This window comes from Brevibacillus fulvus (genome assembly GCF_016908525.1).
GTDB lineage: Bacteria > Bacillota > Bacilli > Brevibacillales > Brevibacillaceae > Brevibacillus_G > Brevibacillus_G fulvus.
Genome location: NZ_JAFBEB010000001.1, coordinates 522,298 through 546,021 on the forward strand (window position 1 = coordinate 522,298; position 23,724 = coordinate 546,021).

At 47.5% G+C, this 23,724-nt stretch carries 19 protein-coding genes; 14 read left to right on the plus strand and 5 right to left on the minus strand.

The features are described from left to right. Positions 1-84: 84 nt before the first annotated feature. The 3 genes from JOD01_RS02600 to JOD01_RS02610 all read left to right on the plus strand — a co-directional run bounded on the left by JOD01_RS02600 (position 85) and on the right by JOD01_RS02610 (position 1,196). Positions 85-408, plus strand: coding sequence for a hypothetical protein (locus tag JOD01_RS02600; RefSeq protein WP_204516646.1), 324 nt, complete (start codon positions 85-87; stop codon positions 406-408). After that, positions 405-896: a hypothetical protein gene (locus tag JOD01_RS02605; RefSeq protein WP_204516647.1), complete on the plus strand. Its 492-nt coding sequence runs from the start codon at positions 405-407 to the stop codon at positions 894-896. Before JOD01_RS02600 ends, JOD01_RS02605 begins: the two co-directional genes overlap by 4 nt. Before the next feature lie 114 nt (positions 897-1,010). Further along, on the plus strand, positions 1,011-1,196 hold the full coding sequence (locus tag JOD01_RS02610; protein WP_204516648.1) for a hypothetical protein: 186 nt from the start codon (positions 1,011-1,013) through the stop codon (positions 1,194-1,196). Between the two features lie 113 nt (positions 1,197-1,309). Here the strand turns inward: JOD01_RS02610 and dacB are convergent, their stop codons facing one another. Beyond that, positions 1,310-4,150, minus strand: a complete 2,841-nt coding sequence (gene dacB, locus JOD01_RS02615; protein ID WP_204516649.1) for a D-alanyl-D-alanine carboxypeptidase/D-alanyl-D-alanine endopeptidase — start codon at positions 4,148-4,150, stop codon at positions 1,310-1,312. Positions 4,151-5,327: 1,177 nt separating this feature from the next. Between dacB and JOD01_RS02620 the strand changes: the two genes are divergently transcribed. The 4 genes from JOD01_RS02620 to JOD01_RS02635 all read left to right on the plus strand — a co-directional run bounded on the left by JOD01_RS02620 (position 5,328) and on the right by JOD01_RS02635 (position 10,029). After that, complete coding sequence (locus JOD01_RS02620) at positions 5,328-6,428, plus strand: GerAB/ArcD/ProY family transporter (RefSeq protein WP_204516650.1); 1,101 nt, start codon at positions 5,328-5,330, stop codon at positions 6,426-6,428. Beyond that, positions 6,425-7,936 (plus strand): spore germination protein, encoded by a 1,512-nt coding sequence (locus tag JOD01_RS02625; RefSeq protein ID WP_204516651.1) that lies wholly within the window; start codon positions 6,425-6,427, stop codon positions 7,934-7,936. The genes JOD01_RS02620 and JOD01_RS02625 overlap by 4 nt, the downstream gene beginning before the upstream one ends. Then, entirely contained in the window at positions 7,937-9,079 is a 1,143-nt protein-coding gene (locus tag JOD01_RS02630) for a Ger(x)C family spore germination protein (protein WP_204516652.1), read from the plus strand. Positions 9,080-9,594: 515 nt separating this feature from the next. Further along, positions 9,595-10,029 (plus strand): AGE family epimerase/isomerase, encoded by a 435-nt coding sequence (locus tag JOD01_RS02635; RefSeq protein ID WP_260440119.1) that lies wholly within the window; start codon positions 9,595-9,597, stop codon positions 10,027-10,029. Between the two features lie 308 nt (positions 10,030-10,337). Here JOD01_RS02635 and JOD01_RS02640 read toward each other — a convergent pair whose 3' ends face one another. Both JOD01_RS02640 and JOD01_RS02645 read right to left on the minus strand, forming a co-directional pair. Continuing rightward, positions 10,338-10,601 carry a type II toxin-antitoxin system RelE family toxin gene (locus JOD01_RS02640; protein ID WP_071977827.1) on the minus strand — a complete coding sequence of 88 codons (264 nt, stop codon included), beginning with the start codon at positions 10,599-10,601 and terminating at the stop codon, positions 10,338-10,340. Continuing rightward, the gene (locus tag JOD01_RS02645; RefSeq protein WP_071977828.1) at positions 10,570-10,827 is read right to left on the minus strand and encodes a hypothetical protein; all 258 of its coding nucleotides are present in this window, start codon (positions 10,825-10,827) and stop codon (positions 10,570-10,572) included. The genes JOD01_RS02640 and JOD01_RS02645 overlap by 32 nt, the downstream gene beginning before the upstream one ends. 152 nt (positions 10,828-10,979) lie before the next feature. On the opposite strand from JOD01_RS02645, the gene JOD01_RS02650 reads away from it, so the two are divergent. The 4 genes from JOD01_RS02650 (at position 10,980) to JOD01_RS02665 (ending at position 17,077) form a co-directional block, all read left to right on the plus strand. Further along, positions 10,980-11,897 carry a tyrosine-type recombinase/integrase gene (locus JOD01_RS02650; protein ID WP_071977829.1) on the plus strand — a complete coding sequence of 306 codons (918 nt, stop codon included), beginning with the start codon at positions 10,980-10,982 and terminating at the stop codon, positions 11,895-11,897. Positions 11,898-11,910: 13 nt separating this feature from the next. Continuing rightward, complete coding sequence (locus JOD01_RS02655) at positions 11,911-14,880, plus strand: Tn3 family transposase (RefSeq protein ID WP_071977830.1); 2,970 nt, start codon at positions 11,911-11,913, stop codon at positions 14,878-14,880. Between the two features lie 395 nt (positions 14,881-15,275). Next, positions 15,276-15,980 (plus strand): diguanylate cyclase, encoded by a 705-nt coding sequence (locus JOD01_RS02660; protein WP_204516653.1) that lies wholly within the window; start codon positions 15,276-15,278, stop codon positions 15,978-15,980. Positions 15,981-16,051: 71 nt separating this feature from the next. Next, on the plus strand, positions 16,052-17,077 hold the full coding sequence (locus JOD01_RS02665) for an LLM class flavin-dependent oxidoreductase (RefSeq protein WP_204516654.1): 1,026 nt from the start codon (positions 16,052-16,054) through the stop codon (positions 17,075-17,077). Between the two features lie 84 nt (positions 17,078-17,161). Here JOD01_RS02665 and JOD01_RS02670 read toward each other — a convergent pair whose 3' ends face one another. Next, on the minus strand, positions 17,162-17,383 hold the full coding sequence (locus tag JOD01_RS02670; RefSeq protein ID WP_204516655.1) for a helix-turn-helix domain-containing protein: 222 nt from the start codon (positions 17,381-17,383) through the stop codon (positions 17,162-17,164). A gap of 152 nt (positions 17,384-17,535) precedes the next feature. On the opposite strand from JOD01_RS02670, the gene JOD01_RS02675 reads away from it, so the two are divergent. Further along, positions 17,536-17,889, plus strand: a complete 354-nt coding sequence (locus JOD01_RS02675; RefSeq protein WP_204516656.1) for a hypothetical protein — start codon at positions 17,536-17,538, stop codon at positions 17,887-17,889. Between the two features lie 162 nt (positions 17,890-18,051). After that, the gene (locus tag JOD01_RS02680; RefSeq protein ID WP_204516657.1) at positions 18,052-19,662 is read left to right on the plus strand and encodes a sensor histidine kinase; all 1,611 of its coding nucleotides are present in this window, start codon (positions 18,052-18,054) and stop codon (positions 19,660-19,662) included. 140 nt (positions 19,663-19,802) lie between these two features. Here the strand turns inward: JOD01_RS02680 and JOD01_RS02685 are convergent, their stop codons facing one another. After that, positions 19,803-19,943 carry a hypothetical protein gene (locus JOD01_RS02685; protein ID WP_204516658.1) on the minus strand — a complete coding sequence of 47 codons (141 nt, stop codon included), beginning with the start codon at positions 19,941-19,943 and terminating at the stop codon, positions 19,803-19,805. A 321-nt stretch (positions 19,944-20,264) separates the two neighbouring features. Between JOD01_RS02685 and JOD01_RS02690 the strand changes: the two genes are divergently transcribed. Further along, on the plus strand, positions 20,265-23,549 hold the full coding sequence (locus JOD01_RS02690; protein ID WP_204516659.1) for a DEAD/DEAH box helicase: 3,285 nt from the start codon (positions 20,265-20,267) through the stop codon (positions 23,547-23,549). The last annotated feature ends 175 nt before the right edge of the window (positions 23,550-23,724 follow it).

The window sequence follows — 23,724 nt, forward strand, 5'->3', positions numbered from 1 at the left end:
CATAATAAGCAGACGAGTACTGAAAGGTATCAATCTTATTGATCCAGCTGGGGATCATCAGCATCGGGATGCTATTCATGGACGATGTACGTTCCTTCGTTGCTGGTTTTATTGCCTGCCTGGTTGTTGAGTGGGAAAGCGACTGTATCCACCTTCAAGGTTGAAAATGGTGTATTAACAGGTCAAGTTCCGAGTGACATTACTGGATATATGTTGGTTGGATTTATTCCAGATGATGAAAACAAGCCAGTTATATATACGGATTTTTTAAAACCGAACCAAAAATATGAATTAAAGATAAATGATGCCAAAAGTCTAATTCAATTACTCGGACAAGATGGAACAAACTTTGGTGAGGTACTCATAGATTATCCATCCATGAAGGTTGTATATGGGGGAAAAAAATGATAAAGAAAGCAATCTTGGCAGCCGTTTTAACGGCTGTTTCTTTATGGTCAAATATAGCATCTGCCGCTGGTATAACTGAGCCATTAAGGTTAAACGATTATATACGGTTCTATGGTGATTTCAGCCCATCCCCATCAGCAAGACAAGAGGTACACAATGCTCTAGTAAAGCAATGGGAATACCTGATCGTAAAGTCAGCGGATAAATCTCTTATCGAAAATGGGGCCATTACAAGTTTTGATCTCCAAGAAAATACTGGAGAAGATTTTCGGGGATATACAGGTTACACCATGATCTATTTGGATGATGATCCCAATAAGCGTATCTCTACAATTAAATCGCTGGCAACCAAATATAATGGGAATCCCGATTTCGTCTCCCAAAAAGTAGAGGAGTATCTCGATCAATCAGAAACAGGAATGTTCCCGATCGTTGCAAAAGCAAAAAGGCAGTACGGAGGCGAAAATTCGGGAACTGCAGCGAATTAGCGCCAAGTTTCAGCAACGAATGGACGAAATGGCCCAAAGCGGCGAAGATCGTTTTGACGATCGCTTCGGCTTTGTGTAAAGTAGGGATAAGTCAACGATGATCCAGGAGGATGTATGAAAATTACGCTTTCCAAACAGATGTTTGCCAAAAAGTTGCAAGTCGGTGATAGTGTTCCGTTTTCCGATCGGGGGATGTACATCGGGAATGGCACGATCGTCAAAGATGCTGGTGACCACTATGAAGTGGAAGTGGATAACCGGGTCGAGGAAAATTTGCGCCGAACCGGCATCTTAAGCTGATCGCAGTTCCGAAAACAATCATAACAAGACAGCAAAACGCTTCCGTCGCAAACGGAAGCGTTTCGTATTTTTCGGCGGGAGATTTGCCATCCTCTTCGGCACGGGGTTCCCAATCAGCGCAGATTGGTCAAATCAAGAGCGGCAAGCTCTCGTAGTAACCGTTTTTCGATCAGGGCTAACTGCTGTTGATCTCCGGTGGCATTGTTGAGGAATAAAGAGAAACAAAGCCGTTGCCCGTCTTTGGTCGTGACATAACCCGACAGCGTCCGGGTACCTTCCGCCATGCCGCGGTAAGCGCTGATTCGTCGATCAAGGCGCGGCAGAAGGTCAGACAATTGTTCTGCTGATTGGCCAAGCAAGCTGGTAAGTTGGTTCGCGGAGAGCAGGTTGTAACCGCTCGAACCGGAGCCGTCTTTCATTTCAAATGGGCGGGAAATACCCATTCGGCGAACCGTTTCCTTGACGATTTCGATGCTTTGCTCAAAACCGCCTGCTCCGTGTTTGGTCGCACCCAGCGTTTTCAGCAGCATCTCCATACAAGGTGCGCTGTCGTTGTTCAAGCAGAAGCGAACCACCTCAGCAAGCGGCGGAGAGTCATAGCGGGCGACATGATTCTGCGTTGCCGGTGCTTTTCCGCGCAGCACTTTGCTTTGTTTGCTCACTTTGATTCCTGCCTGCTCCAGCCGTTCTTTGAACACAGTTCCCAAGTACAAAGCAGGCTGATCAACGGTGAGCAATTGTTGGCTCAAGGCAGTGCCGATCGGCAGTTTCCCTTGGATCACCAGCGTATTGGTCCCGCGAAGCCGCTTAACCTGCAGCGTCTTGGGCTGATGACGTTCGACAGTGACAGCCTGGTTGGTCACCTGGACATAGTTCGTCTTGGGAGAAAGTTGGACTTGGACAGGCTGTCCGCTTTGTACAGCCGGCGTAATGTTCAACCTGACGCTTCCTTGCTGCAAGGACAAGGCGCTGATCTGCGCGTTCCGGGCATCGCTCTCCCGATCCCAGCGCCATCCGGCCGGCAACCGTTGGTCATCGAAGAAGCTGTCATCAACGATAATATTGCCGTTAAGCTGGGTGATACCGTTTTCCTGCAAGTTTTTGACCAATTGCGACAAGGTCAGTCCGCCGGCGAGCAGCGGCTCTTGATCCGCGATCAGCGGATCGCCGCCCCCCTTGATGAACAGATCGCCATTTACGATCCCTTGGGGGTCAGGCGGAGCCGCAAGAGAGACTTCTGTGTGAAACCGGTAGGCTGGTCCGAGCTGTTGCAAGGCCGCGACAACCGTCAGCAACTGGAGGTTGTTGGCTGGGAAGAGCAGCTTGTCGCCGAGCCGCTCATACAGCAGCGAATCATCACCATTGTCTCCAAGGCGGCGAATCGATACACCGGCAATCGTTCCGTTCAGCTTGCTTTGTTGCAAAATCCGCTCGAATCGGGCAGACGCCGGATACGACTGGGACGTTGCCAGCTTTTGCTGCGGCATAGCGAGCTGGGGATACTTCGCCAACAACACAGCCAGTTTATCCTGAAACGCTTGAGCGGCGGAAGCGTCCAACACGCCGTTCATCATCACGCAAAAGATCAGGCGATGTCCGTTTTCGGCCGTAATGATGCCTGCGAGCGAATTGACGCCGGACATAGAGCCTGTTTTGGCCTGGAGCCTGGCCGCGGCGGCTGTATCTTTCATGCGGTGTTGCAGCGTTCCGTCCACACCGGCAATCGGCAAGGAGCGGTAAAAATGATCTCGATACGGTTGCCGATCAACATAGCGAAGCAGTTGGATCATGTCCCGGGGAGAGAACAAGTTCAAACGCGACAGACCGGAACCGTCCGCCTGCCTGTAATCGCGAACGCCGGCTTTCTGCAAGAACTCCCGGACCACCTCGGTGCCTGCCGCAAAACTGCCTTGCTGCTTTTCCAACGCCCCCAATGTTTTGCAAAACATCTCGACATAAAAGTTATCGCTTTCCTTGTTGGCATGGACAATGAGTTCAGATAGCGGCCGGGAGTAATGTGTCGCCAACAGGAGAGTTGCATCGTCCATCACCGTTTTGCGGACGTGAACATCCGTAGCAAAAACGATCCCGGTTTCAGCCAATACATGTTGAAAGACGTCTCCCACAAACAAGGCGGGATCGTTCATAGTGAAACCGGCCTCAACAGGCGGGGCCGCTTTGCCAATCGAGCCGCGCAAGGTGATCGTATTTCCTGAAACGGACCGCTCTGCTTCTGTTTGATCTTCATCGCCATCTGTAATCGTGAGTTGATTATTCAGCCTGACATAGCGGTTGGGGGGAGTATAGGTGAGTGTTGGTCTTTCGCCAATCCGCCTGTCAGGGATGATGTTGACCGTGACGGTATTTTCGTTTACAGCCAAACTGCTGATTTGCGCGCTAAAGTCATACGCTTCATCATCCCACATCCAGGCCGGTCCCAGCCGGGTTCCATCAAAAAACGAGTCGTCCACCATGATCGTTCCGTTAATTTTCCTGATGCCGACTCGCTTCAAATCCCGCGCGAATTCCGCCAATTGTTCAACATCAAGCGAAGGATCGCCGTAACCTTTCAAAATGACATTTCCTTGCAATACACCGGAAGAGCTCAGTGTTCCGTCCACATACAACTCCGTTTTAAATTGATAGGAGGGTCCCAAGCGGTCAAGGGCGGCCGCCGTTGTAAACAGTTTCATAATGGAGGCAGGCACAAAGTTTTGCTCATGGTTGATGGTAAACAAGTGCTGCCGGGTAGACAAGTCGAAAATATCCATGCCAACGATGCTTCCGTTGCTCTGCGGATCTCGTTCCCATTCGCCGAGCAGGTTCCTGATCTGTCCCCCTAATAGCGAGGAGCCTGGTGTCGCTTCTGCTGCCAGCGAACCGTTCTGAACGAGCAGCAGGCTGATCATGAAGACGTGACAGAGGGAGAGCAGAGCATTGCTTGCGAGCAGCATCGTATTCCGCTCCTTTCTGCCGTGCTTGTCCCGCCATACGATTTTTGTTTGTTCAGGGGATATCTACCAGATTCACTCATGGACAAACCTCCTCTTCTTCGCGTATTCCTTATTTTACCTTCATTTTGGTTTTTCTTCCAGTTGATCAGCATTTGCCCGATTCTAGGTTTGTAATTATTGTTAGGTTTCGCTAGAATAGAGATTGTCCTTCTTGATCGGGAAACAAAGCTCTGTCTTCCTCGACTAAGAATGGTTGTTGCTGTGCACTGCAGTTCGTTATCGATTGTGCATCCATTTAAATCTTGCCTTGGCAAGATCCATTGATTCCCTCTAATGTAATTATTTTCAATATTTTCTCTTTTCATCCACAGAAAAGCTTTTTACTTACCTTCTTCTTTGCTGACAGAAGTGGCAGTATCTTGCGGATAAACGTAAAAAATAGGGCTGAATGAACATGTTATTGAGCAGAATTTTTATAATCTTCTTATTTATAATCAGTATAGGGGCGGCCGTTTGCTCCTGGCACACGTTTTCCTTCGATCTGCAATATGTCAAAACATTGTGCGTGTATTTGTTTTTTTCCTTGCTCTATTATCACTTGCGTTTTGTCAGCCATTTGGGAACCAAAACAATCGAATACGGGATGAACTATAATCTCTCGTTTGTGATCGCCACGACACCAAGCGGTTTGCTCTTCTTTGAACTTATATACCGATTCCTGATTTATTTGTACAAGGGGTCCCGCCAACATTTTATCGAAAATATACGCTAAGCCTTCGGATGTTTCCGGCTTCGCTTTTTTTCTTACTCTAAGTTCAATAGTCCGGGCGGCATAGCCCGGACCACCGGTTATTCAACTTCCAGTTCTTTCAGCGGTGGATTGGCCATCTTCAAATAAAAGGTTGGCGCTACGGCGCTGACCCTTTTCTTTTTAAGGAGTAAAAAGATCAAACTGGACTCTTTGGCTTGAGATACTCACGTTTACAAATATGGTCCATAAAGTAATCCGTCATCCAATTATGGCGGACGTCCCAGAAGCACATATTGCAACTTCTTTGATACAGGAATACTTCCAGGATTTGTGGGAATAAATGTTTATTAAGTTCATGGCTTCCTTCCAGTTTGGATAACAAGCTGAAGAAGAAGGAACCATTTGTTGTTGAGGGGACTATTCGATATGGTTAATAAAACAGGTTTCGCCATTGGCACAATCCCATCGTTTTCCATCATTGCCTTAGCGGTAGGGTTAATGAACCATGTCATGGTCATTCCCTCCTTGTTGCAAGAGGCGAAAAGAGACGCGTGGTTAAGTGTTTTGGCCATGATTTTGCCGTATATAATATGGACACTTATTCTCTACTACATCATGAAAAAGACAAAACAGCAACCGATTGTGACCTGGTTACAGGGGAATTATGGAACGGTCATTTCCGTCGCATTTCGTTTTTTTTTCATCGCCTATCTATTTTTGATTATTGTTTTAACGGTAAAGGAAACAACCACTTGGACGCATGCCTCCTACTTGCCAAAAACGCCACAACTTGTTTTATCCGTTTCATTGATTCTTTTATGTTGTTATGCCGTCCATTTCGGACTCCGAACCATTGCGATTACTGCAGGCATTTTGCTGCCGTTCGTGGTCGTATTTGGGGATTTTGTCATGAGCTCCAATCTTCCCAAGAAAAATTATGCTTTGTTGACACCCATCATGGAACATGGAGTGGAGCCCGTTCTCAAAGGATGTATGTATGTAGGTGGAGGACTTGCAGAATTCATTATTATTCTGCTATTCCATCATCGAATGAAATCGAACATTCGTCCATGGTCGTTATGTTTATTAGCCATCTTCTTGGTTATATTGGTATTTGGGCCCGTTACGGGTGCAATCGCCGAATTTGGACCTTTTGAAGCAGCCAAACTGCGATACCCGGCTTATGAAGAATGGCGTCTCGTACAAGTTGGAAATTATATTCGGCATGTAGACTTCTTATCCATTTATCAGTGGCTATCGGGGGCATTTGTCCGGGTTTCCATTTCGCTGCTTTTACTAATCGATCTATTGCCAGCAAGTCATAACAAGAACTTTAGGCTTGTATGGTTAACGCTCCTCGGCATCATTATTGTCGTCGTTGTTGAGTTACCCGTCAGCGACATGCAATATGCCAGCTTTTTGAAACAGGTATATTTACCTTTGTCATTAGGTTTAGTTGTAGGGGTATCGCTTTTGTTGTTTATTGCTGTACTCGTGAAAAATAGAACTGGAGTGAGACATAAATGAAATTTCGCCGGTTATGGAAATCCCTATTGAAAAATCATACATCTTCCCCGGTACCATCGGTTGCCCTGCCCCAAAATCACGAATGGTCACCGGAAGGGTTCCGCTCCTTATTTCGCAATTGCGCAGATGTGAAGATGGATAAGTATGACTTTGGCGATGTGGACTCCCTGCAAACGGTACACCTTATCTATTGCGAAGGGTTGGCGGATATACAGCAGATCAACGAATACGTGCTTCCGCGATTGGAAAGTATGTTGCATCATTCGAAACCTGGTATAGGGTTCGATAAAAAGCTGGAATTAACCCGAGTCGATCAGACTGGGGATCTGACAACCCGCGTATTTTCGGGTCAACTCATCATTTACTTTTCAAACCTGAATGCTCTTTATGCATTGGATATTGCTTCTCCCCCTCATCGAAGCCCCTCGGAATCAAACACGGAAATATCCATCAAAGGGCCAAAAGACGGGTTCGTGGAAGAACTAACAACCAACGTAGCATTAATTCGCAAACGCCTTCGCACCAATTCCCTTTGTTATGAACAATTTACGATTGGAAAAAGGAGCAACAGCAAAGTGGCTTTGCTCTACATCGAAGATATCATTCAGCCTGAAATTGTGAAGGAGGCGAAAACCCGCTTACAACACATCGATATAGATGCCATAATGGGGAGCAGCCAATTGGAAAAAATCATTTCCGATTATTCGTTCACCTTATTCCCTTTACTGGATTATTCCGGTCGCCCCGATTATGTGGCAGACTGTCTCATACACGGACGATTCGCCGTTATTGTCGAGGGGGCCCCTAATGCCATTATAGGACCTGCCAATTTAACCCTCTTACTAAAATCACCTGAAGATGCCTATTTCCCGTTTTATTATGCTACTTTGGGGATGTTTTTGCGTCTTGTGGGTCTAGTCATATCATTGCTGCTGCCGGGTTTTTGGATTGCGCTTTCGTCCTTTAATGTGGAACAAATACCGTATCCACTTTTAGCAACGATTTCGGTGTCAAGAATTGGCTTACCTATGCCTGGGCCCATGGAGGCTATTTTAATGATCTTTATGTTCGAGCTGTTTCGAGAAGCCGGAGAGAGGCTGCCTAAAGCGGTTGGCCAAACGGTATCTGTTGTTGGGGGAATTGTGGTTGGGGATGCAGCCATTCGTGCTGGACTTGCCTCAACGACTTTGCTTGTCGTAGCGGCCGTAACCGCAGTTTCAAGTTTTACATTGGTCAATCAATCGCTTGTGGGTTCAGTTAGCATCATCCGATTTTTTGTATTGATTTGTTCGTCGGTGCTGGGCATGTACGGATTTATTTTGTCTACGATTGCGATTGTTTTGTATCTTTCGCGGTTGGAGTCCTTTGGTGTACCGTATCTTGCCCCCTTATCCCCTTTAACTTGGAAGGACTTTATTGCGGCTGTTATCCGAAAACCGTGGAACACAATAAATCGCCGACCCGAAATGTTGCATACGAAAGATTCCACGAGAAGAGGTGATTCCTAAATGTCGGGATGGAAGAAATTGACGTCCATCTATTTGATATTCCCACTTCTTTTAACTGGCTGCTGGGATATTAAGGATATTCAAGATGTCAATTATTTAACAAGTATCGGGATCGATTATGTCGAGGGTCAATACGTCGTTTATGGGCAACTGCTGGACTTCTCGGATGTCGCAAAAATGGAATCAGGGAAGCCGCTCCAGCCAATTCCCGTGTGGGTCGGTCAAGGCATGGGGGATACGACACTTAGTGCCGTTAATGATTTGTACCACACATCGGAGATGCGGATTTTTTATGGCCAAATTATCACCGTTGTCGTAAGTGAGAACGTATTGAAAAAGGGATTAAAGGAGATCGATGAACTGCGGCACCGCTATTATGAAATGCGCTACACACCATGGTTTTTTGGCACTACAGAGCCGATAGACCAAATTTTCGCGGTAACTCCTTTTTTTAATCTATCACCGCTTATGTCATTGCTTCATCAACCGCAGGAGAGTTACAAACAAGAATCGGTCATTGCCCCGATAACCTCGAGGGAGTTCGTGTCCGATATCCACGAACCAGGAAAGGCGACCCTTTTACCTTCTTTATCCATTTCGGATCGGCATTGGAAAAAAGGTGGAGACCCGCATTCGATGCTTGAAATGGATGGTGTTTTCGTTTTGCAGGATGGAAAATATCGAGGTCGGCTCACCAGGGAAAACATTCCGGGCCTCCGCTGGGTGGAACCCCAAACCCAACGTAGCCCTTTAATACTTCGCAGTGGTGGAAAGCCACAGGTTGCATTGTCTCTCGAGAATCCAAAGGTTAAAATCATTCCGCATGTCAAGGGAAAGGAAGTTACGTATACCGTCGATGTTAAGCTTTCGGGAAATGTTAGCGAGATCATCCAACCCATGTCTGAACGGCTTATGGAGGAGAAAGCGGCAGAACTAGTACAAAATGAAATCAAAAGAACGTTCGAAAAAGGGCTTGAAATCCATTCCGACCTGTTACAACTGGAACATGCGCTGTATCGTCAGAAAAATAAAGATTGGAAAAAGATCTACGCGGAAAGAGATTTCAAAATAACAACGGAATCCCTTCAAGAGATCAAGGTTTCAGTTAAATTGAACAATGCAGGGAAACTAAAGTTACCTTGAAACATGGTAAGTGTTGAAGTGGATGGAAGGGGGTCGATCAGGATAAAAGGAAGGAATGGCTAAATGAAACCCATTTCCAGATAACTACAAAAGAGGTGTTCCACAAAATGACACGGGGTAGGAAACTGTTATGTTCGTTAATTCGAATCTGCATCACTCTTAACTGGATCGTTGCGATTTTCTTCGCGTTCCACTTCGCAATAACCGGGAGGATGTATATGTCAAGCTCCCCGGTTTCCTCAATGTTTGTTATATTTACCTGTATCCTTGTTGCAGTCCTGATTTTACCCCAATTTCTCAAAGACATAGAGAATGGGGTTAATAACCCCGAGGATAGTAAATGACGTCTATTGCTTCTCGTTGGCTATTTCATGGGAATCCAGGAAAATGCAACGAACGGCCGAATGATGAAGAGAATTTAACAAAACATCTTGTGGGTATTTCCAGATTTATTTTCGTGGTTAGTATTGCCAGCCAGATCGGGGATTTCGTAAAATATCGTTCTGGGAAGACAGTTGGCGCAATCAGTCATGTTTAAACTATTGCCGCAATCTGGAGAACTCATTTGGGAGCATTATAACGCGGACTGGGAAACTGGGAAATCGATTGGAATTATAATAAGGGAAAAACAAAAGACGAAACTCGTCCGTATGGATATATTTTTGGTCATTCTATTGAATGGTGCAAAGTTGCTTGATCAGTACGCTCCGGAGGTTTGGCATGCCCTCTATGCCGAGCGATTATTTCGATTTGCAGCGACCAAGGGAGTGGACCGAGAGAATGGAGGGATTTTCTACTCGATGGATGATCCCAATAGGAGAATCATCGATACCGACAAATCGTATTGGGTCATGGCCGAAGCGATCGGTGCATCTGCACTGTCAGCATCAAAAATTGGGCAATCTGAATATCGAAAGTGGTATATCGATATTTTCAGTTATTGTTGGTGACCATAAATTCGGAGGCTCCAAATTGTGCCGTTTCTTCATTTTCGGCAGATGTTCGGGGGGCCGGATAATGGCACTAAATCAGGACCTAACGACGAACGTCGACCTCAGACGTTAATCAATCTCATTTTCCTAATCTTCGTTCCTTTACGTTGAAGAGGTCAACAAATAATAGCATGCTCCCTCGACGGTTTGTTCCTAAATCACAGGATAATATTGTTTATATCTTGGGTTACAGTAGTAGGTTTACCCAAATTCGGAAACTTCCCATTTCCCTTAATTACTCCAAACTCTACAAAGCGAAAGAAAAGTTATTTGTAAATCCCGCCGTGCGAATCAATAGCTCGTATATAAACCACCTTCTCATCGTGATTGATTTCGAAAAGAATTCTTAACGTACCGATCCGCAGTCGGTACAGGCCAATAAAGCCTTTCATTGGTTTGATATCTCCAACTGGAGGAATGATGAGCAGACCTTTCAAACCTTGCGTGATTTGTTCTTGAATCCGCTTCTCTTGCTTGGCGATAAATTTTACCGCATCTTTATGGTAAGTCAACTTGTAGCCCAAACTCACACTTGGCTACCTCCCCCGACACATATCCGGCATCGCTTTTTAATTGGCGAAGTTCTTCTTCCGTCAAAGGCTCGTCATCGGGTTCTTGCCGATCTATCTCTTCCCAGCTCAGCGGCTTTCTTTCCGAACGTTCTATTAAATATTGAAGAAAGTCAAAAGCTGTTTTTTGATCGGGTTCTTGGAGCCGTTCAATCAGGCTATGCAAATCGTCTTTACGAACTACCATGAAGGAATGACCTCCTAATTTTCTAACGACCGCTAATTAAGATTAGCGGTCGTTATGCATTTTCAGAACGCACACTTGATGTCCGCTAATGTATAGGTTAAGATAAGAATACCATGTCCGCTAATGTAAGTCAAGATTTGGAGGCTTTGCTAATGAGAGAGACGACCGGGATTTCGGAACAGGGTGAGCAGACTATTCATGACTTCATTCACGCTCTCACCACCCGCGAAGATTTGAATCCCAAAACGCTAAAGGAATACGCAAGTGACCTGAAACATTTTATTGGTTGGTTTGAAACAGCCGACCACCAAGAGGAAGAAGTTATATTTCGAATCGAAGATGTGGCTACTCCAACATTAACACGATACCGGGAAGCCGCGCAAAAAGTGATGGAATTAAAACCGGCGACCATTAATCGGCGACTTATAACTCTGAAACGTTTTTTTGAGTGGGCCACTTCGGAATCCAGGATTCGCCGTGATCCTTCCAAGCCGGTCAAATTGGTTCCGGAAGAAAAGGTAAGCCCTCGGCAGATGACTGACAAGGAAGAAGCTGCATTGATTGCTGCGGCCGAGCATAGCGGCTCTCTCCGGGATCAGACGATCCTTATTGTCATGCTTCATACCGGCATCAGAACGATGGAGGTTTGCGACTTGACTCCCGGCGATATTCAAATCGGAAAACGCAGCGGTCAACTTACGGTGCGGTCCGGAAAACGAAATAAACAGCGTGAAGTACCTTTGAACGCAACGTGCAGATCTGCTTTGGAAAAATATCTGACAGTTCTTCCTCCGGATAGTCCTTATCTGTTTCCTTCGGAGAAAACTGGCGATCGATTAACCGAACGAGCTTTACGCCATTTGATTCAAAAATACATGAAAGTGGCGCGGCTCGAAGGACTGAGCGCACACGATCTACGGCACCGGTTCGGGTACGTGATGGCAGAGAACACGCCATTGCACCGCTTGGCGCAAATTATGGGACACGATAGTCTGGATACAACGATGATTTACGTCAAGGCGACTCGCGCGGATCTGCAATCTGAAGTCGAAAAAATAGCATGGCAATGAGGGGATGAGAACGATGTACGCGAGAGTAAGGGAATTGCTAACTCCGGAGGAACGGCTGCAATATTTGCAAATACCGCCTAATCTCGGCGAATGGGAATTGGGCACCTATTTCACATTTACCCAGCATGACCTTGAAATCATTCAGCAGCGGCGAAGAGATTATAATCGACTCGGCTTTGCCGTGCAGCTGTGCGTACTTCGCTATCTCGGCTGGACGCTCTCTGACGTAAAAGAAGTACCAATTCAAGTCCTTCGTTATATCGCTAAACAAATCAACGCCGATTTGGAGTCTTTTGCATCTTACGGCGAACGAGAAGCCACGAAATACGAGCATTTGGAGGAAATCAGGAAGGAATATGGCTTCCAGACGTTTACCTTGAGTGAGTATCGTTCCCTGTGCAAGCATCTTTTTAACCATGCAATGGCGAACGGTAATCCTCTACACTTGATTCAACTCGCACTCGAAGAGTTACGCAAGCGTAAAATCATACTTCCTTCAATGGCCACGATTGAAAGAGCAGTTTGGGAGACTCGCAAACGAACAGAAGAAAAAATATTCAGGCTGCTCAGTAGCTCGCTTACAGAAATACAGATTGCTAAGCTGGATCGAATCTTGACCATAATGCCGGAAAGCAGCAAAACCTACTTGGCATGGTTAAGGGAAATTCCCGGTACCAGCTCTCCGGATTCTTTTTTGAAGGTTATTGAAAAACTCGAATTCATACGTGACTTGCAGCTACAAGTCGATACAAAAGGCATTCATCCGAACCGGCTGCGGCAACTTTCTAAAATTGGTTCACGCTACGAACCTCACTCCTTCCGTCGCTTTGATGATCCAAAAAAGTACGCGATTTTAGTAGCGTGCCTACTGGAGCTGATTCAGGATTTGACAGACCTGGCTTTCGAGATTCATGACCGGCAGATCATGATACTGCTCTCGAAAGGGAGAAAAGCCCAAGAAGAAATTCAAAAGCAAAACGGTAAATCGATCAACGAAAAGGTTGTTCACTTTGCCGATCTTGGGGCGGCTCTGATCAAAGCTCGTAGTGAAGGTGTTGACCCATTTGTTGCGCTTGAAGCCGTTATGCCGTGGGATCAGCTCATCGAATCCGTGGAGGAAGCCAAGCGGCTGGCGCGGCCCGTAGATTATGACTATTTAGACTTATTGGAAAAGAAATTCTATGCGCTCCGGAAGTATACGCCAACGCTGTTAAAATCGTTGGAATTTCACTCAACTAAGTCGGCGGAACCGTTAATGAAGGCGGTTGATATCATCCGGGATATGAATGAAACCGGGAAGCGAAAAGTTCCGGAAGGCGCACCGCTAAATTTCGTTTCAAACCGTTGGCAAAAGCACGTCTACGATGATGACGGAACGATCAACCGGCATTATTACGAAATGGCCGTTCTGACAGAACTGCGCAATTACGTTCGTTCTGGTGACGTTTCCATTGTCGGGAGCCGTCAGCATAAAGATTTCGAGGAATACCTTGTGCCGAAAGAAGACTGGAATGGCATCGATCCAAATGCTACAAAGCTTGCCGTCAGCCTTTCGGCAAAAAATTATCTTGAAGAACGGACTGAATCGCTTCTTCAAAGATTAAACTGGGTTTCCGAACATATCGACGAGCTGGACGGCGTGAATTTGGAGAACGGGAAATTGCACATTGAAAGATTGGAGAAAGATGTTCCGGACGAATCTCGGAATTTCAGTCTTTCCCTTTACGAACTTCTTCCACGAATCAAACTAACGGATCTGCTCATGGAAGTAGCCAACTGGACGAATTTTCATGAACAGTTTATTCACGCCTCCAGTAACCGCACTCCGAACGAGGAAGAAACGAAAATTCTTATGGCTACCATTATGGCAATGGGAACGAACATTGGACTTACGAAAATGGCTGAAGCCACGCCGAGCATTTCATATCGGCAGATGGCTAATGCAGCGCAATGGCGGCTGTACGAAAACGCGATGAATAAAGCGCAGGCCGTTCTTGTTAATTTCCATCATAAGCTGGCGCTGCCCTCATACTGGGGAGACGGTACCACCTCATCATCCGATGGAATGCGCGTCCAGATCGGTGTTTCGGCGCTTCATGCAGATTCGAATCCTCACTACGGTACCGGGAAAGGCGCTACGATTTATCGGTTCGTGAGCGATCAATTTTCTACGTTCTACACGAAAGTCATCAATACGAACGCTCGGGATGCCGTACATGTCATTGATGGATTGCTGCATCATGAAACGGATCTGACCATTGAGGAGCATTATACCGATACAGCCGGTTACACCGATCAAGTCTTTGGTTTAACACATTTGCTCGGATTTCGCTTTGCGCCGCGCTTACGCGACTTGGCTGACTCCAAACTGTACACAATTGGGAAGCCTGCCGACTTCCCTAAACTGGAGAAGCTGCTGCGAGGTCAGATCAACACAAAAATCATTCAGGAAAACTATGACGATGTTCTCCGACTGGCTCACTCCATCCGGGAAGGAACGGTTTCGGCATCACTCATTATGGGGAAAATCGGCTCCTATGCAAGACAAAATAGTTTGGCTACCGCACTCCGGGAAATGGGTAGAATCGAAAAAACAATCTTCATCCTGGATTATCTTTCAAGTGAAGCGCTACGGCGAAGAATCCATCGGGGATTGAACAAAGGGGAAGCCATGAATGCATTGGCCAGGGCGATCTTTTTCGGCAAACATGGAGAACTGCGAGAACGCGCTCTACAGGATCAGCTCCAGCGAGCCAGCGCATTGAACATCATCATTAATGCTATTAGCGTTTGGAATACCGTCTATCTCCAGCAAGCATCAGAACATCGCAAAAAGCAAGGTAAGCTTCAGGAAGATCTACTAAAGCATATTTCACCACTTGGATGGGAGCATATCAATTTCTTAGGAGAATACAAGTTCAATTTAAGGCAGAATACTTCTCTTAATTCATTGCGTCCGCTTAAAGAACAGGACATTGAATGAAAGGTTGGTCCGGGTGATAGTCCCGGACCAGCTTAGAGTAAGAAAAAACGCCAAGCCGCACATAATTGAGGGCTTAGCGTATATTTTCGTTAAAATGTTGGCGGGACCCCTACAAAAAATATACGCGCACCGCAGATCCGGAAGAAGGAATTGATTATTTTTACAATGTCGGTTCCTTTGTCCTGCAAAATACGATTGCCTACGCAATCTATCTGGCATTTTTGCAGCCGTTTTTTGATTTTCCCTGGTATCACTGGATTTCTTTGTTCGTGCTTGTTTGCCTCAACACGTTTTTGTCGGACTCATTTCTGATTATCAGCTTGTATTGGGATAAACAGATTCGCGCTTGGGATGATGCGGTAGCCATATATCGAAAAAGGGACCTTTCCGATATTGTGAAAACAACCTTTATCAACGGCTTGCTGCTGCATTTCCTGTTGGAGCAAAACTGGGTTATGCTGATCGGCCTGTTCATGCTGACCTATCTCATTGGCAGCACATTTTTGCAAAGCATGCAAAACATGCAACACAAAATGGAACGGGACAAGTTTGAACAAATGGCTTACACCGATTATTTGACCGGTGTCTTCAACCGCGCTTATATGGAAAAACAAATGCTGGAATTAAATCAAAAACGGGAAGCGGTAGGCGTTGTTGTAACGGATATTGATCGTTTTAAAAAAATCAATGATCGGTATAATCATTTGGTCGGCGATCAGGTGATTATCCATTTTGCAAAAACGATCCAGGCGCTTCTCGACAAGGAAGACGTCCTGATTCGCTCCGGGGGAGAAGAGTTCACCATCTTTCTTCGCAATCGCTCCTTTGAAGCATGCGTCGCGCTGGTTGAACAGATTCGGCAGGAAATCGAGCGCAGTATCATAAGGGTGGAGTTTGGCGAAAATATCGTAGACATTACTTACAGCGCTTCGTTTGGACTTTCCTATCGAAACGCCAACAACGCCGATCCGGTGGAAAAGAACTATGTCAAGGCGGATAACTTGTTGCTTCGTTCAAAACAACACGGGCGCAATCTGATCTCTTATGAAGAAGATGCTGTGACGCTGCCGCAAAGTGTCAATGCAGGGGAAAACATGTAGTATGATAAAGATATGTTCAAATTGATTTGAACCAATCATTCCATGCATTTCTTTCGTAAGGAGGACACAGTATGTCCAGGCAAACCAATAAACAACTTCGCGATATTCCGTTATCGGTACTCGATCTGGCGCCCGTTGTGGAAGGAGCCACACCTGCTGCTGCTTTGCGCAACAGTCTGGATTTGGCCCAACATGCGGAAAAATGGGGCTTCCATCGCTACTGGTTGGCTGAACATCACAATATGACCGGGATTGCCAGTTCGGCAACATCGGTTGTTATCGGTTATATCGCCGGGGGCACGACCAAAATTCGCGTCGGTTCCGGGGGGATCATGCTGCCCAACCATGCTCCGCTGGTGATCGCCGAACAATTTGGGACGTTGGAATCCCTCTATCCGGGACGTATTGATCTTGGACTGGGGCGGGCTCCGGGGACAGATCAAGTTACAGCCCGTGCATTGCGTCGCGATCTGAACGGACGCGCCGATGATTTTCCCGAACTTGTCGAGGAACTGCGTTACTACTTAAATCCGCCTGTTAATCCGGAAACGATGCCGGTGCGGGCAATTCCCGGCGAAGGATTACGTATTCCGATCTGGTTGCTGGGTTCGAGCGGCTTTAGCGCTCAGTTGGCCGCTCAACTAGGCTTGCCATTTGCTTTTGCCAGCCACTTCGCCCCGAATCATATGCTGGCTGCTCTGGAATTGTATCGCAACAGCTTCCGGCCATCGGAAGTGCTGGCCCAACCTTATGCCATGGTTTGCGCCAATGTGGTCGCGGCGGATACCGATGAAGAAGCGCAACGTCTGGCGACTTCTATGCAGCAGCAATTCCTCAATCTCGTTCGCGGCCGTCCTGGTCAGCTACGACCACCGGTGGACAGCATGGATGAGATTTGGAATGAATTTGAACGGGTTGCGGTGCATCAGCAACTGCGCTACATGTTTGTCGGAAGTCCGGCCACAGTTGAAAAGCAACTGCAAACGTTTTTGGATGAAACACAAGCCGATGAACTGATGATTACGGCCCAGATTTATGATCATCAGGCACGGTTGCGCTCCTACGAACTCGTCGCGGAGCTGGTAGGCAATAAATAACGGCCAAAAAATCCCCTGCGGTATCGCGGGGGATTTTTTCATTCAGTAGAAAAAAAGCCCCCGCCCGCCGGCGAAAGGCTTTGGTCATGCAGGCAGCATATAGACGGTAACGCTTGGCCGCTGTTCGGCTGTTCCTCTTTGCAGTTTTCCTTCTTGCACCAATTCATTCAAGCCTTGTTCGATTTCAGCAGGGGAAACATCGAACACCGAAGCGAGCCGTACGGTGGAAACCGCCATGTATTTCGGAGTTTTGGTAGAAGAATGAATTGCCGTTTTGACTCGCTCAAATAGCAAATTCTTATCCATCCCATTCAGCTCCTTTCTGTTGCCTGCAAAGATTAATGTACCCATCTGCGAGCTTTTTAGAATGCAATGAAAAAGTCAAGTATAAAAGCGCTGTTTCCTAAGGCAAACTACAAACGGGTCAAAAGAGAACGAAGCAGACAGGGGATAGGTCAATGCGTATTATTGTGCTCGATCAGCAAAACAAAGCATGGATCAGAGAGATTGCCGCAGAGTCGGAGACATTCAAACAGATCGTCGGCGAGTTTACCTCACAACGGCTTGGTCATTACCAGCTGTTGGTCAACCAGGCAAATCCGCAGGCGTATCCGCGGATTATCACCAAAGTGGATACCGACGGAGACGGCGACATGGGGAGCTTTACCGCTTTGACGGATGATGATCTGCAGCGCATCCAGGAAGAGTTGCAGATCGAACCATTCAGCGTGGCAAATCTGCCAAACGGTTCTGCTGCCGATGTGGAACAAGCGTATGGAAACGAAGATGGGAATGACCATTACGCAGGGTGAGAAGTTGAGGACATAGCGATGTCGAAGCCCGCCGCGCTTGTAAAACAACGTTGTTGAACGAAAAAAAATTCTCTTCTGGCAAAAGTCGACAAAAAACAAGAAATCCATTCAGTATAATGAAAAAGGAAAAAACTTTCCAACATAGGCTGTGGGCGGGAGTGTATGGTATTGAAATCGATTCGAAACATATGTGTTCCATCGCTTTGCGTCATCCTCGTCATCTCTTCCCTGGTATTGGGATCAGCGAGCAATTTGGTATCGCTGCTCTGTTCCGCCGGTTTGTTTGCGTTCAGTTTTTTGTTTGAAAAGAGATTCCCCCTTTTATATAAAGTACGTTTGCTTGCTTTGGTATATTTTCATTGGTCGCTTCAGTTAAATTGGGCGATGATTCTGTATTATATTTTACTTGTATTCTCGTTGAGAGAGAAACAGCATTATCTGAAGGTGATGCTGACCGCTTTGTTATATTTGTCGCTGTATACGGCAATCCGTCTCAGCTACAGTCCCCTTAGCGAATACACTCTCCTCGTTACCCTATACGATCTGATCAGTATTATGCTTTTTGCTTTGATCGTCCAGTATATTTATCGCGTGGAATTGGAAAAAAGCCGTCTGCTGACAGAAAACGATCTGCTGGTCATCCTCGATCCGCTGACAGGCTTGTTAAACTACGACGGTTATATCGATTGCATCCAATCGCTGATTCGCAAACAAACCAGATTTTTGCTCGTATTGCTTGATTTGCAAAATTATAAGTCGGTCAATAATAAAAGTATCCAGACCGGAAACGAAACATTGGCACAAATCGCGCTTGTCCTGAAAAAACATTTTCCCAACGCTTACGGCATCGCCCGTTATGCCGGAGACCAGTTTGCGTTGCTCCTGCCGGCTGGACAAGGCAAGGAAAAAATGGAGAACTTGTTGCTCTCCAAACGGTTGGGCTTTGAAGTCACTTTCGGGATCGCGCAATATCCGGAAGAATCACTGACAAAAGAGGCGATCATCTCCACTGCGGAAGAAAGATTGTTTCAGCATAAACGCGCGGTTTGGCTCAAGCGGGAAGAGGAATTATTCCGTTCGGAAAAACTGAAGGTGGTCGGGGAGCTAGCGGCCGGGATGGCGCACGAGATTCGCAACCCTTTGACAACCATCAAAGGCTTTTTGCAAATTTCCGCGAAAAGCAATTACAACATAAAGCCCTGGTTTGATGTGATTATGGAAGAAATTATGCGGATGAACGAATTGACCGCCGAGTTCTTGCAATTTTCCAAACCGCACATCAGCAACCTCAAGCCGGAACCGATCGTTGACTGTATTCGGCGCGTCCTTTCCTTGACGGAATCAGAGGCGTTGGCCAGAGGTCATAACATTGTGCTGGAGACACCGCTAAGCGACAGCTTGCTGTTAATGGATCGCGATAAAATCGTGCAAGTTTTGTTAAACTTGATCCGCAATGCCTTTGAAGCGATGGAGGCCCCCGGAGAAGTTTCTATTCGCACCATTCTTGCAGACAAAGACATTTTGATCGAAATAGAAGACACTGGATGCGGGATCGCGGAAGAAGTGTTAAGCAAAATCTTTGATCCGTTCTATACGACGAAAGAGTCGGGAACCGGATTAGGCTTGTCGATCTGCCAGAAGATTATTCAGGACCACGGCGGATCGCTGCATGTACGAAGCATCGTCAACTGCGGAACGGTGTTTAGCATTCGTTTGCCCGTGTGTGAACAGGAACCATCTCCGGTATACGCGGCAGTCGGCGAGTCAAGATAATAAAAAAAGAGTACCCTCGGCAGCAGCATGTCGCCAGGGTATTTTGTTTTTAAGCCATTCAATGTCGAATTGATGGCTCTTTGATCCGACAAAACAAAGACTGGGGAACGCTTTAATACGCGATCCCCAGTCTTTGTTTTTTACTGATAAATTTTCCAGCCGACAACACCATTTTTCGGATCGCGAATCGGTTTGGCGTAATTTTTACTATGAATCCAGACAAGAACATTGAGGCGATAGTCGTCTTTTTCAGAAAGCGCATAGTTTCGGAAAATAATCATGCGGATTACCTCCTGTAAGCGTTTTCAAAACCTATCTATCCGTATTTTATGGTACTTTTCGGTATCTGTCAAAAGAATTTTCAATGAGAGAGAACGTTTCATAACTATGTTAAGTCTATGTAATAAATAGTGGCAAGCAAGCGATTCGCTTCCCCATCCATACCTGCGATTTTTCGTACGCCTTAACAGCAGACGGCAACAGAAGAGACGGAAACGCGAAACGGATCTTGTAAAACGGAGTTGATCTTTCCTATGAAGATCATGTAGGGTAGGTAAGTAGACTTAGACGAGACGAACAAATTTCGCAGAGGGAGAACCGCCATGAGCTTTCAGCTAACCGAACGGACGATCAAATCGCTGTGCGGCCAAAGTTCCTATCAGAAGGGCGAGGCATACCGCCGTGCAGGAAAAGTGAAACTCTCGCTCATGGAAACTGATGTGGAGCGCCTGATTTACGAAGCGGACGTCAAGGATCACGGCAGTTGCCGGGTTACCGTGGAAATTCAGCGTGACGGACGGATCGCGGCGCAATGCTCTTGCTCGGTCCATTTTTCATTCGCTAAATATTGCAAGCATGTTGCCGCGACGCTGCAGCAGATTCGCAGTGTGCAGCATCTGGAAGAGAAGATGGGCGAACCGCCGCTTGCGGAAACGGAAATAAGCCGTCCTGAGGCCGTGCGCGCGGCTGAACTGCAACTGGTCAACCGTGTGCTCGACCTGTTCCAATACCGACAGCGTCCCGTCAACGGTACTCGCGCTCTTCTTGAAAGCCGGACGCCGCTTACAGTGGAATTTCTCGTTGCGCCCTATTTGTTCGGCCCGCGCAAACATTTGCTTGGCATCGAGCTGAGAGTTGGGGGCGACAAGCGCTATGTTGTGCCGGACATTCGAGCGTTTCTGCGCCATTTTGAACGCGGGGAAGAGTACGCTTTTTCGCGGCATTTTACGTATGATCCGGCCCAGCATTGCTTCAACGCCAGCGATGAGGCGATTTTCGTCCAACTGATCGAAATCCGCCGCAACGAAAAATTGCAGCGGGAAGCGGCGGGCGCTCTTTATACCGGAGAAGTGGACGATACGCGAACGATGCCAATTCCACCTTACGCTTGGGAAACGCTTGCGTCCAAGCTGGCAAAAGCTCCTTTAGCCAAGCTGCAGTATGGTGAACGCACCTACGACGGGATTGATTACCGCGCGGATTCGCTCCCGCTTGCGTTCGAATTTGACCAGACAGAGGGAGAAGAAGCCTTTCGTCTCGACATCCGCGGCTTGAATGACAGCGTGATTCTGGAAGCATACGGATTGGCCCTGTCGCAAGGACAGTGCTTCAGGCTGCATGCCGATCAAGCGAAGCGGCTGATCGAGCTGCAACAAATTTTGCGAACTGCCGAAACGCAACAAATCCGCATTCCGCCGGGACAAATGGAACCTTTCATGGAACGGGTCGTTCCCGGACTGATGACACTGGGTGACGTTCGCATCGCCCAAGCTGTCTCGGAACGAATCGTTCAATCCCCGCTGGAAGCCCGGATTTATTTGGATCGGGTTCACGACCGCTTGCTCGTCGGACTGGAGTTTCAATATGGCGATATTGTGATTGACCCGCTTCAGGGGGAAGGTGCCCGGCGAGGAGAAAAGCGGATTCTTCTGCGCGAGGGGGAAAAGGAAGCCCGCATCCAGGAGCTGCTGGAAACAGCCGGGTTTACCAAGACGGAAGGCAGCTATTTCCTGCAAAATGAGGAGAGGGAGTACGACTTTTTATACCATGTCGTGCCCCAGTTGGAAAAGCTGGCGAAAATTTATGCCACGACCGCGGTGAAGGCAAGACTCATTCCCGGCAATCCGGTCCCGCACCTTTCCGTGGACCTTGATGAACGAACGAACTGGCTGGAGTTCCGCTTTCAGCTTGACGGGATTCCCGAAGCGGAAATTCGCCATGTCATCCGTTCGTTGGCGGAAAAACGCAAGTATCACCGGTTGCAGGACGGTGCGCTGCTTCCGCTGGAGACAGACGAGTTTCAAGATATGATCCGTTTTCTCAACGAAGCAGGCCTGCCGAAAGGGGAAGCAATCGGTTCGCATTTCCGGCTCCCGATCGCGCGCGCTCTGCATTTGCTGGAGGGAACCAACACCGGCGGCGGAAATGTCGTCCGCCTGGGACAGTCGATCCGACAGCTGCTGGAACAGTTGCGCAATCCGCAGCAGCATGCTTTTCCCATCCCGGAGGCATTGACCCCTGTGTTGCGAGATTACCAGCAATTTGGCTACCAATGGATGAAGACGCTGGCCTATTACCGATTTGGCGGCATCCTCGCCGATGACATGGGACTGGGCAAGACGCTGCAAAGCATCGCCTTTCTCGTTTCTGTCTTGCCGGAGATCAGGGCAAGGAAACAGCCCGCCCTGATCGTCACACCGGCCTCGCTTATGTATAACTGGCGCAACGAACTGCGCAAATTCGCGCCCGACATCAAAGCGGTGATTGCGGACGGCAGTAAAACCGAGCGCACCAAGACTTTACAGGAAGCGGAACAGGCTGACGCGGTGATTGTCTCCTATCCGTTGTTACGCCGGGATATCGCCCGTTACAGCGGACTTTCGTTTCATACCTTGATACTGGATGAGGCCCAGGCGTTTAAGAATTATACGACCCAAACGGCGCGGGCGGTGAAGTCACTTCGGGCGGAGTACAAATTCGCTCTGACCGGTACGCCGATTGAAAATTCATTGGAGGAGTTATGGGCGCTTTTTGATGCCGTATTTCCCGGCTTGTTTCCCGAACGCAAAGCGTTTGCCGACTTGCCGCGGGAGACGATCGCCAAACGCGCCCGCCCGTTTTTGCTGCGGCGATTAAAGAGCGATGTGCTTCAGGAGCTTCCGGAAAAGATTGAGACGCTGCAAATGTCTCAGCTGCTGCCGGAGCAAAAGAAACTGTATGCGGCCTATTTGGCCAAACTGCGCCAGGAAACCTTAAAACATTTGGACGAAGACAACTTCCACGCCAATCGGATAAGGATATTGGCTGGTTTAACCCGCTTGCGCCAGCTTTGTTGCCATCCCGCCTTGTTCGTTGAGGATTACACCGGAAGTTCGGCAAAACTCGAACAACTGCTGGAACTGATTGAAGACAGTCGCCGCGCAGGCAGGCGCTTGCTTGTCTTTTCGCAGTTTACGGAAATGCTTGGGCTCATCAGCCGTGAACTCGGTTACCGGGGGCTCCCGTTTTTCTATCTGGATGGGAGCACGCCAGCAGCCGAGCGGGTCGAATTGTGTGCCCGCTTCAATGAGGGGGAGCGCGATCTGTTCCTGATCTCGCTCAAAGCTGGCGGCACCGGATTGAATTTGACCGGCGCCGATACCGTCGTGCTGTACGACTTGTGGTGGAATCCCGCGGTCGAACAGCAGGCAGAGGACCGCGCCCATCGCATCGGCCAGAAGAAAGTCGTGCAAATCATTCGTCTTGTCGCCCAAGGGACCGTGGAGGAAAAAATGTATGAACTGCAGCAGAAGAAAAAGTCGTTGATCAGCCAGGTGATCCAATCTGGCGAAGAAGCATTGTCCGCCTTGACCGAGCAAGATGTCCGCGAGCTGCTGACGATTGAATGATGTTCCTCTAATAAATGGCAAGCCCTGCTTGGCAGTAATTGCAACAAAGCTTTATTCCTGATGAAGGAGTAAAGCTTTTTTCTTTGCCTATTCCGCAAAAAAGCAAAAAAATTCCCACTCGTTCCGTATAGAGAAACACCGATATAGTTTGGCCGATTCGCAATCCGTAAGATAA

Excerpts from the sequence above, each read along its gene's own strand:
- JOD01_RS02600 (WP_204516646.1), top strand. The coding sequence starts at position 85 with ATGTACGTTCCTTCGTTGCTGGTTTTATTGCCTGCCTGGTTGTTGAGT.
- JOD01_RS02605 (WP_204516647.1), top strand. The coding sequence starts at position 405 with ATGATAAAGAAAGCAATCTTGGCAGCCGTTTTAACGGCTGTTTCTTTA.
- JOD01_RS02610 (WP_204516648.1), top strand. The coding sequence starts at position 1,011 with ATGAAAATTACGCTTTCCAAACAGATGTTTGCCAAAAAGTTGCAAGTC.
- dacB (WP_204516649.1), bottom strand. The coding sequence starts at position 4,150 with ATGCTGCTCGCAAGCAATGCTCTGCTCTCCCTCTGTCACGTCTTCATG.
- JOD01_RS02620 (WP_204516650.1), top strand. The coding sequence starts at position 5,328 with ATGGTTAATAAAACAGGTTTCGCCATTGGCACAATCCCATCGTTTTCC.
- JOD01_RS02625 (WP_204516651.1), top strand. The coding sequence starts at position 6,425 with ATGAAATTTCGCCGGTTATGGAAATCCCTATTGAAAAATCATACATCT.
- JOD01_RS02630 (WP_204516652.1), top strand. The coding sequence starts at position 7,937 with ATGTCGGGATGGAAGAAATTGACGTCCATCTATTTGATATTCCCACTT.
- JOD01_RS02645 (WP_071977828.1), bottom strand. The coding sequence starts at position 10,827 with ATGGTAGTTCGTAAAGACGATTTGCATAGCCTGATTGAACGGCTCCAA.
- JOD01_RS02650 (WP_071977829.1), top strand. The coding sequence starts at position 10,980 with ATGAGAGAGACGACCGGGATTTCGGAACAGGGTGAGCAGACTATTCAT.
- JOD01_RS02655 (WP_071977830.1), top strand. The coding sequence starts at position 11,911 with ATGTACGCGAGAGTAAGGGAATTGCTAACTCCGGAGGAACGGCTGCAA.
- JOD01_RS02665 (WP_204516654.1), top strand. The coding sequence starts at position 16,052 with ATGTCCAGGCAAACCAATAAACAACTTCGCGATATTCCGTTATCGGTA.
- JOD01_RS02670 (WP_204516655.1), bottom strand. The coding sequence starts at position 17,383 with ATGGATAAGAATTTGCTATTTGAGCGAGTCAAAACGGCAATTCATTCT.
- JOD01_RS02675 (WP_204516656.1), top strand. The coding sequence starts at position 17,536 with ATGCGTATTATTGTGCTCGATCAGCAAAACAAAGCATGGATCAGAGAG.
- JOD01_RS02680 (WP_204516657.1), top strand. The coding sequence starts at position 18,052 with ATGGTATTGAAATCGATTCGAAACATATGTGTTCCATCGCTTTGCGTC.
- JOD01_RS02685 (WP_204516658.1), bottom strand. The coding sequence starts at position 19,943 with ATGATTATTTTCCGAAACTATGCGCTTTCTGAAAAAGACGACTATCGC.
- JOD01_RS02690 (WP_204516659.1), top strand. The coding sequence starts at position 20,265 with ATGAGCTTTCAGCTAACCGAACGGACGATCAAATCGCTGTGCGGCCAA.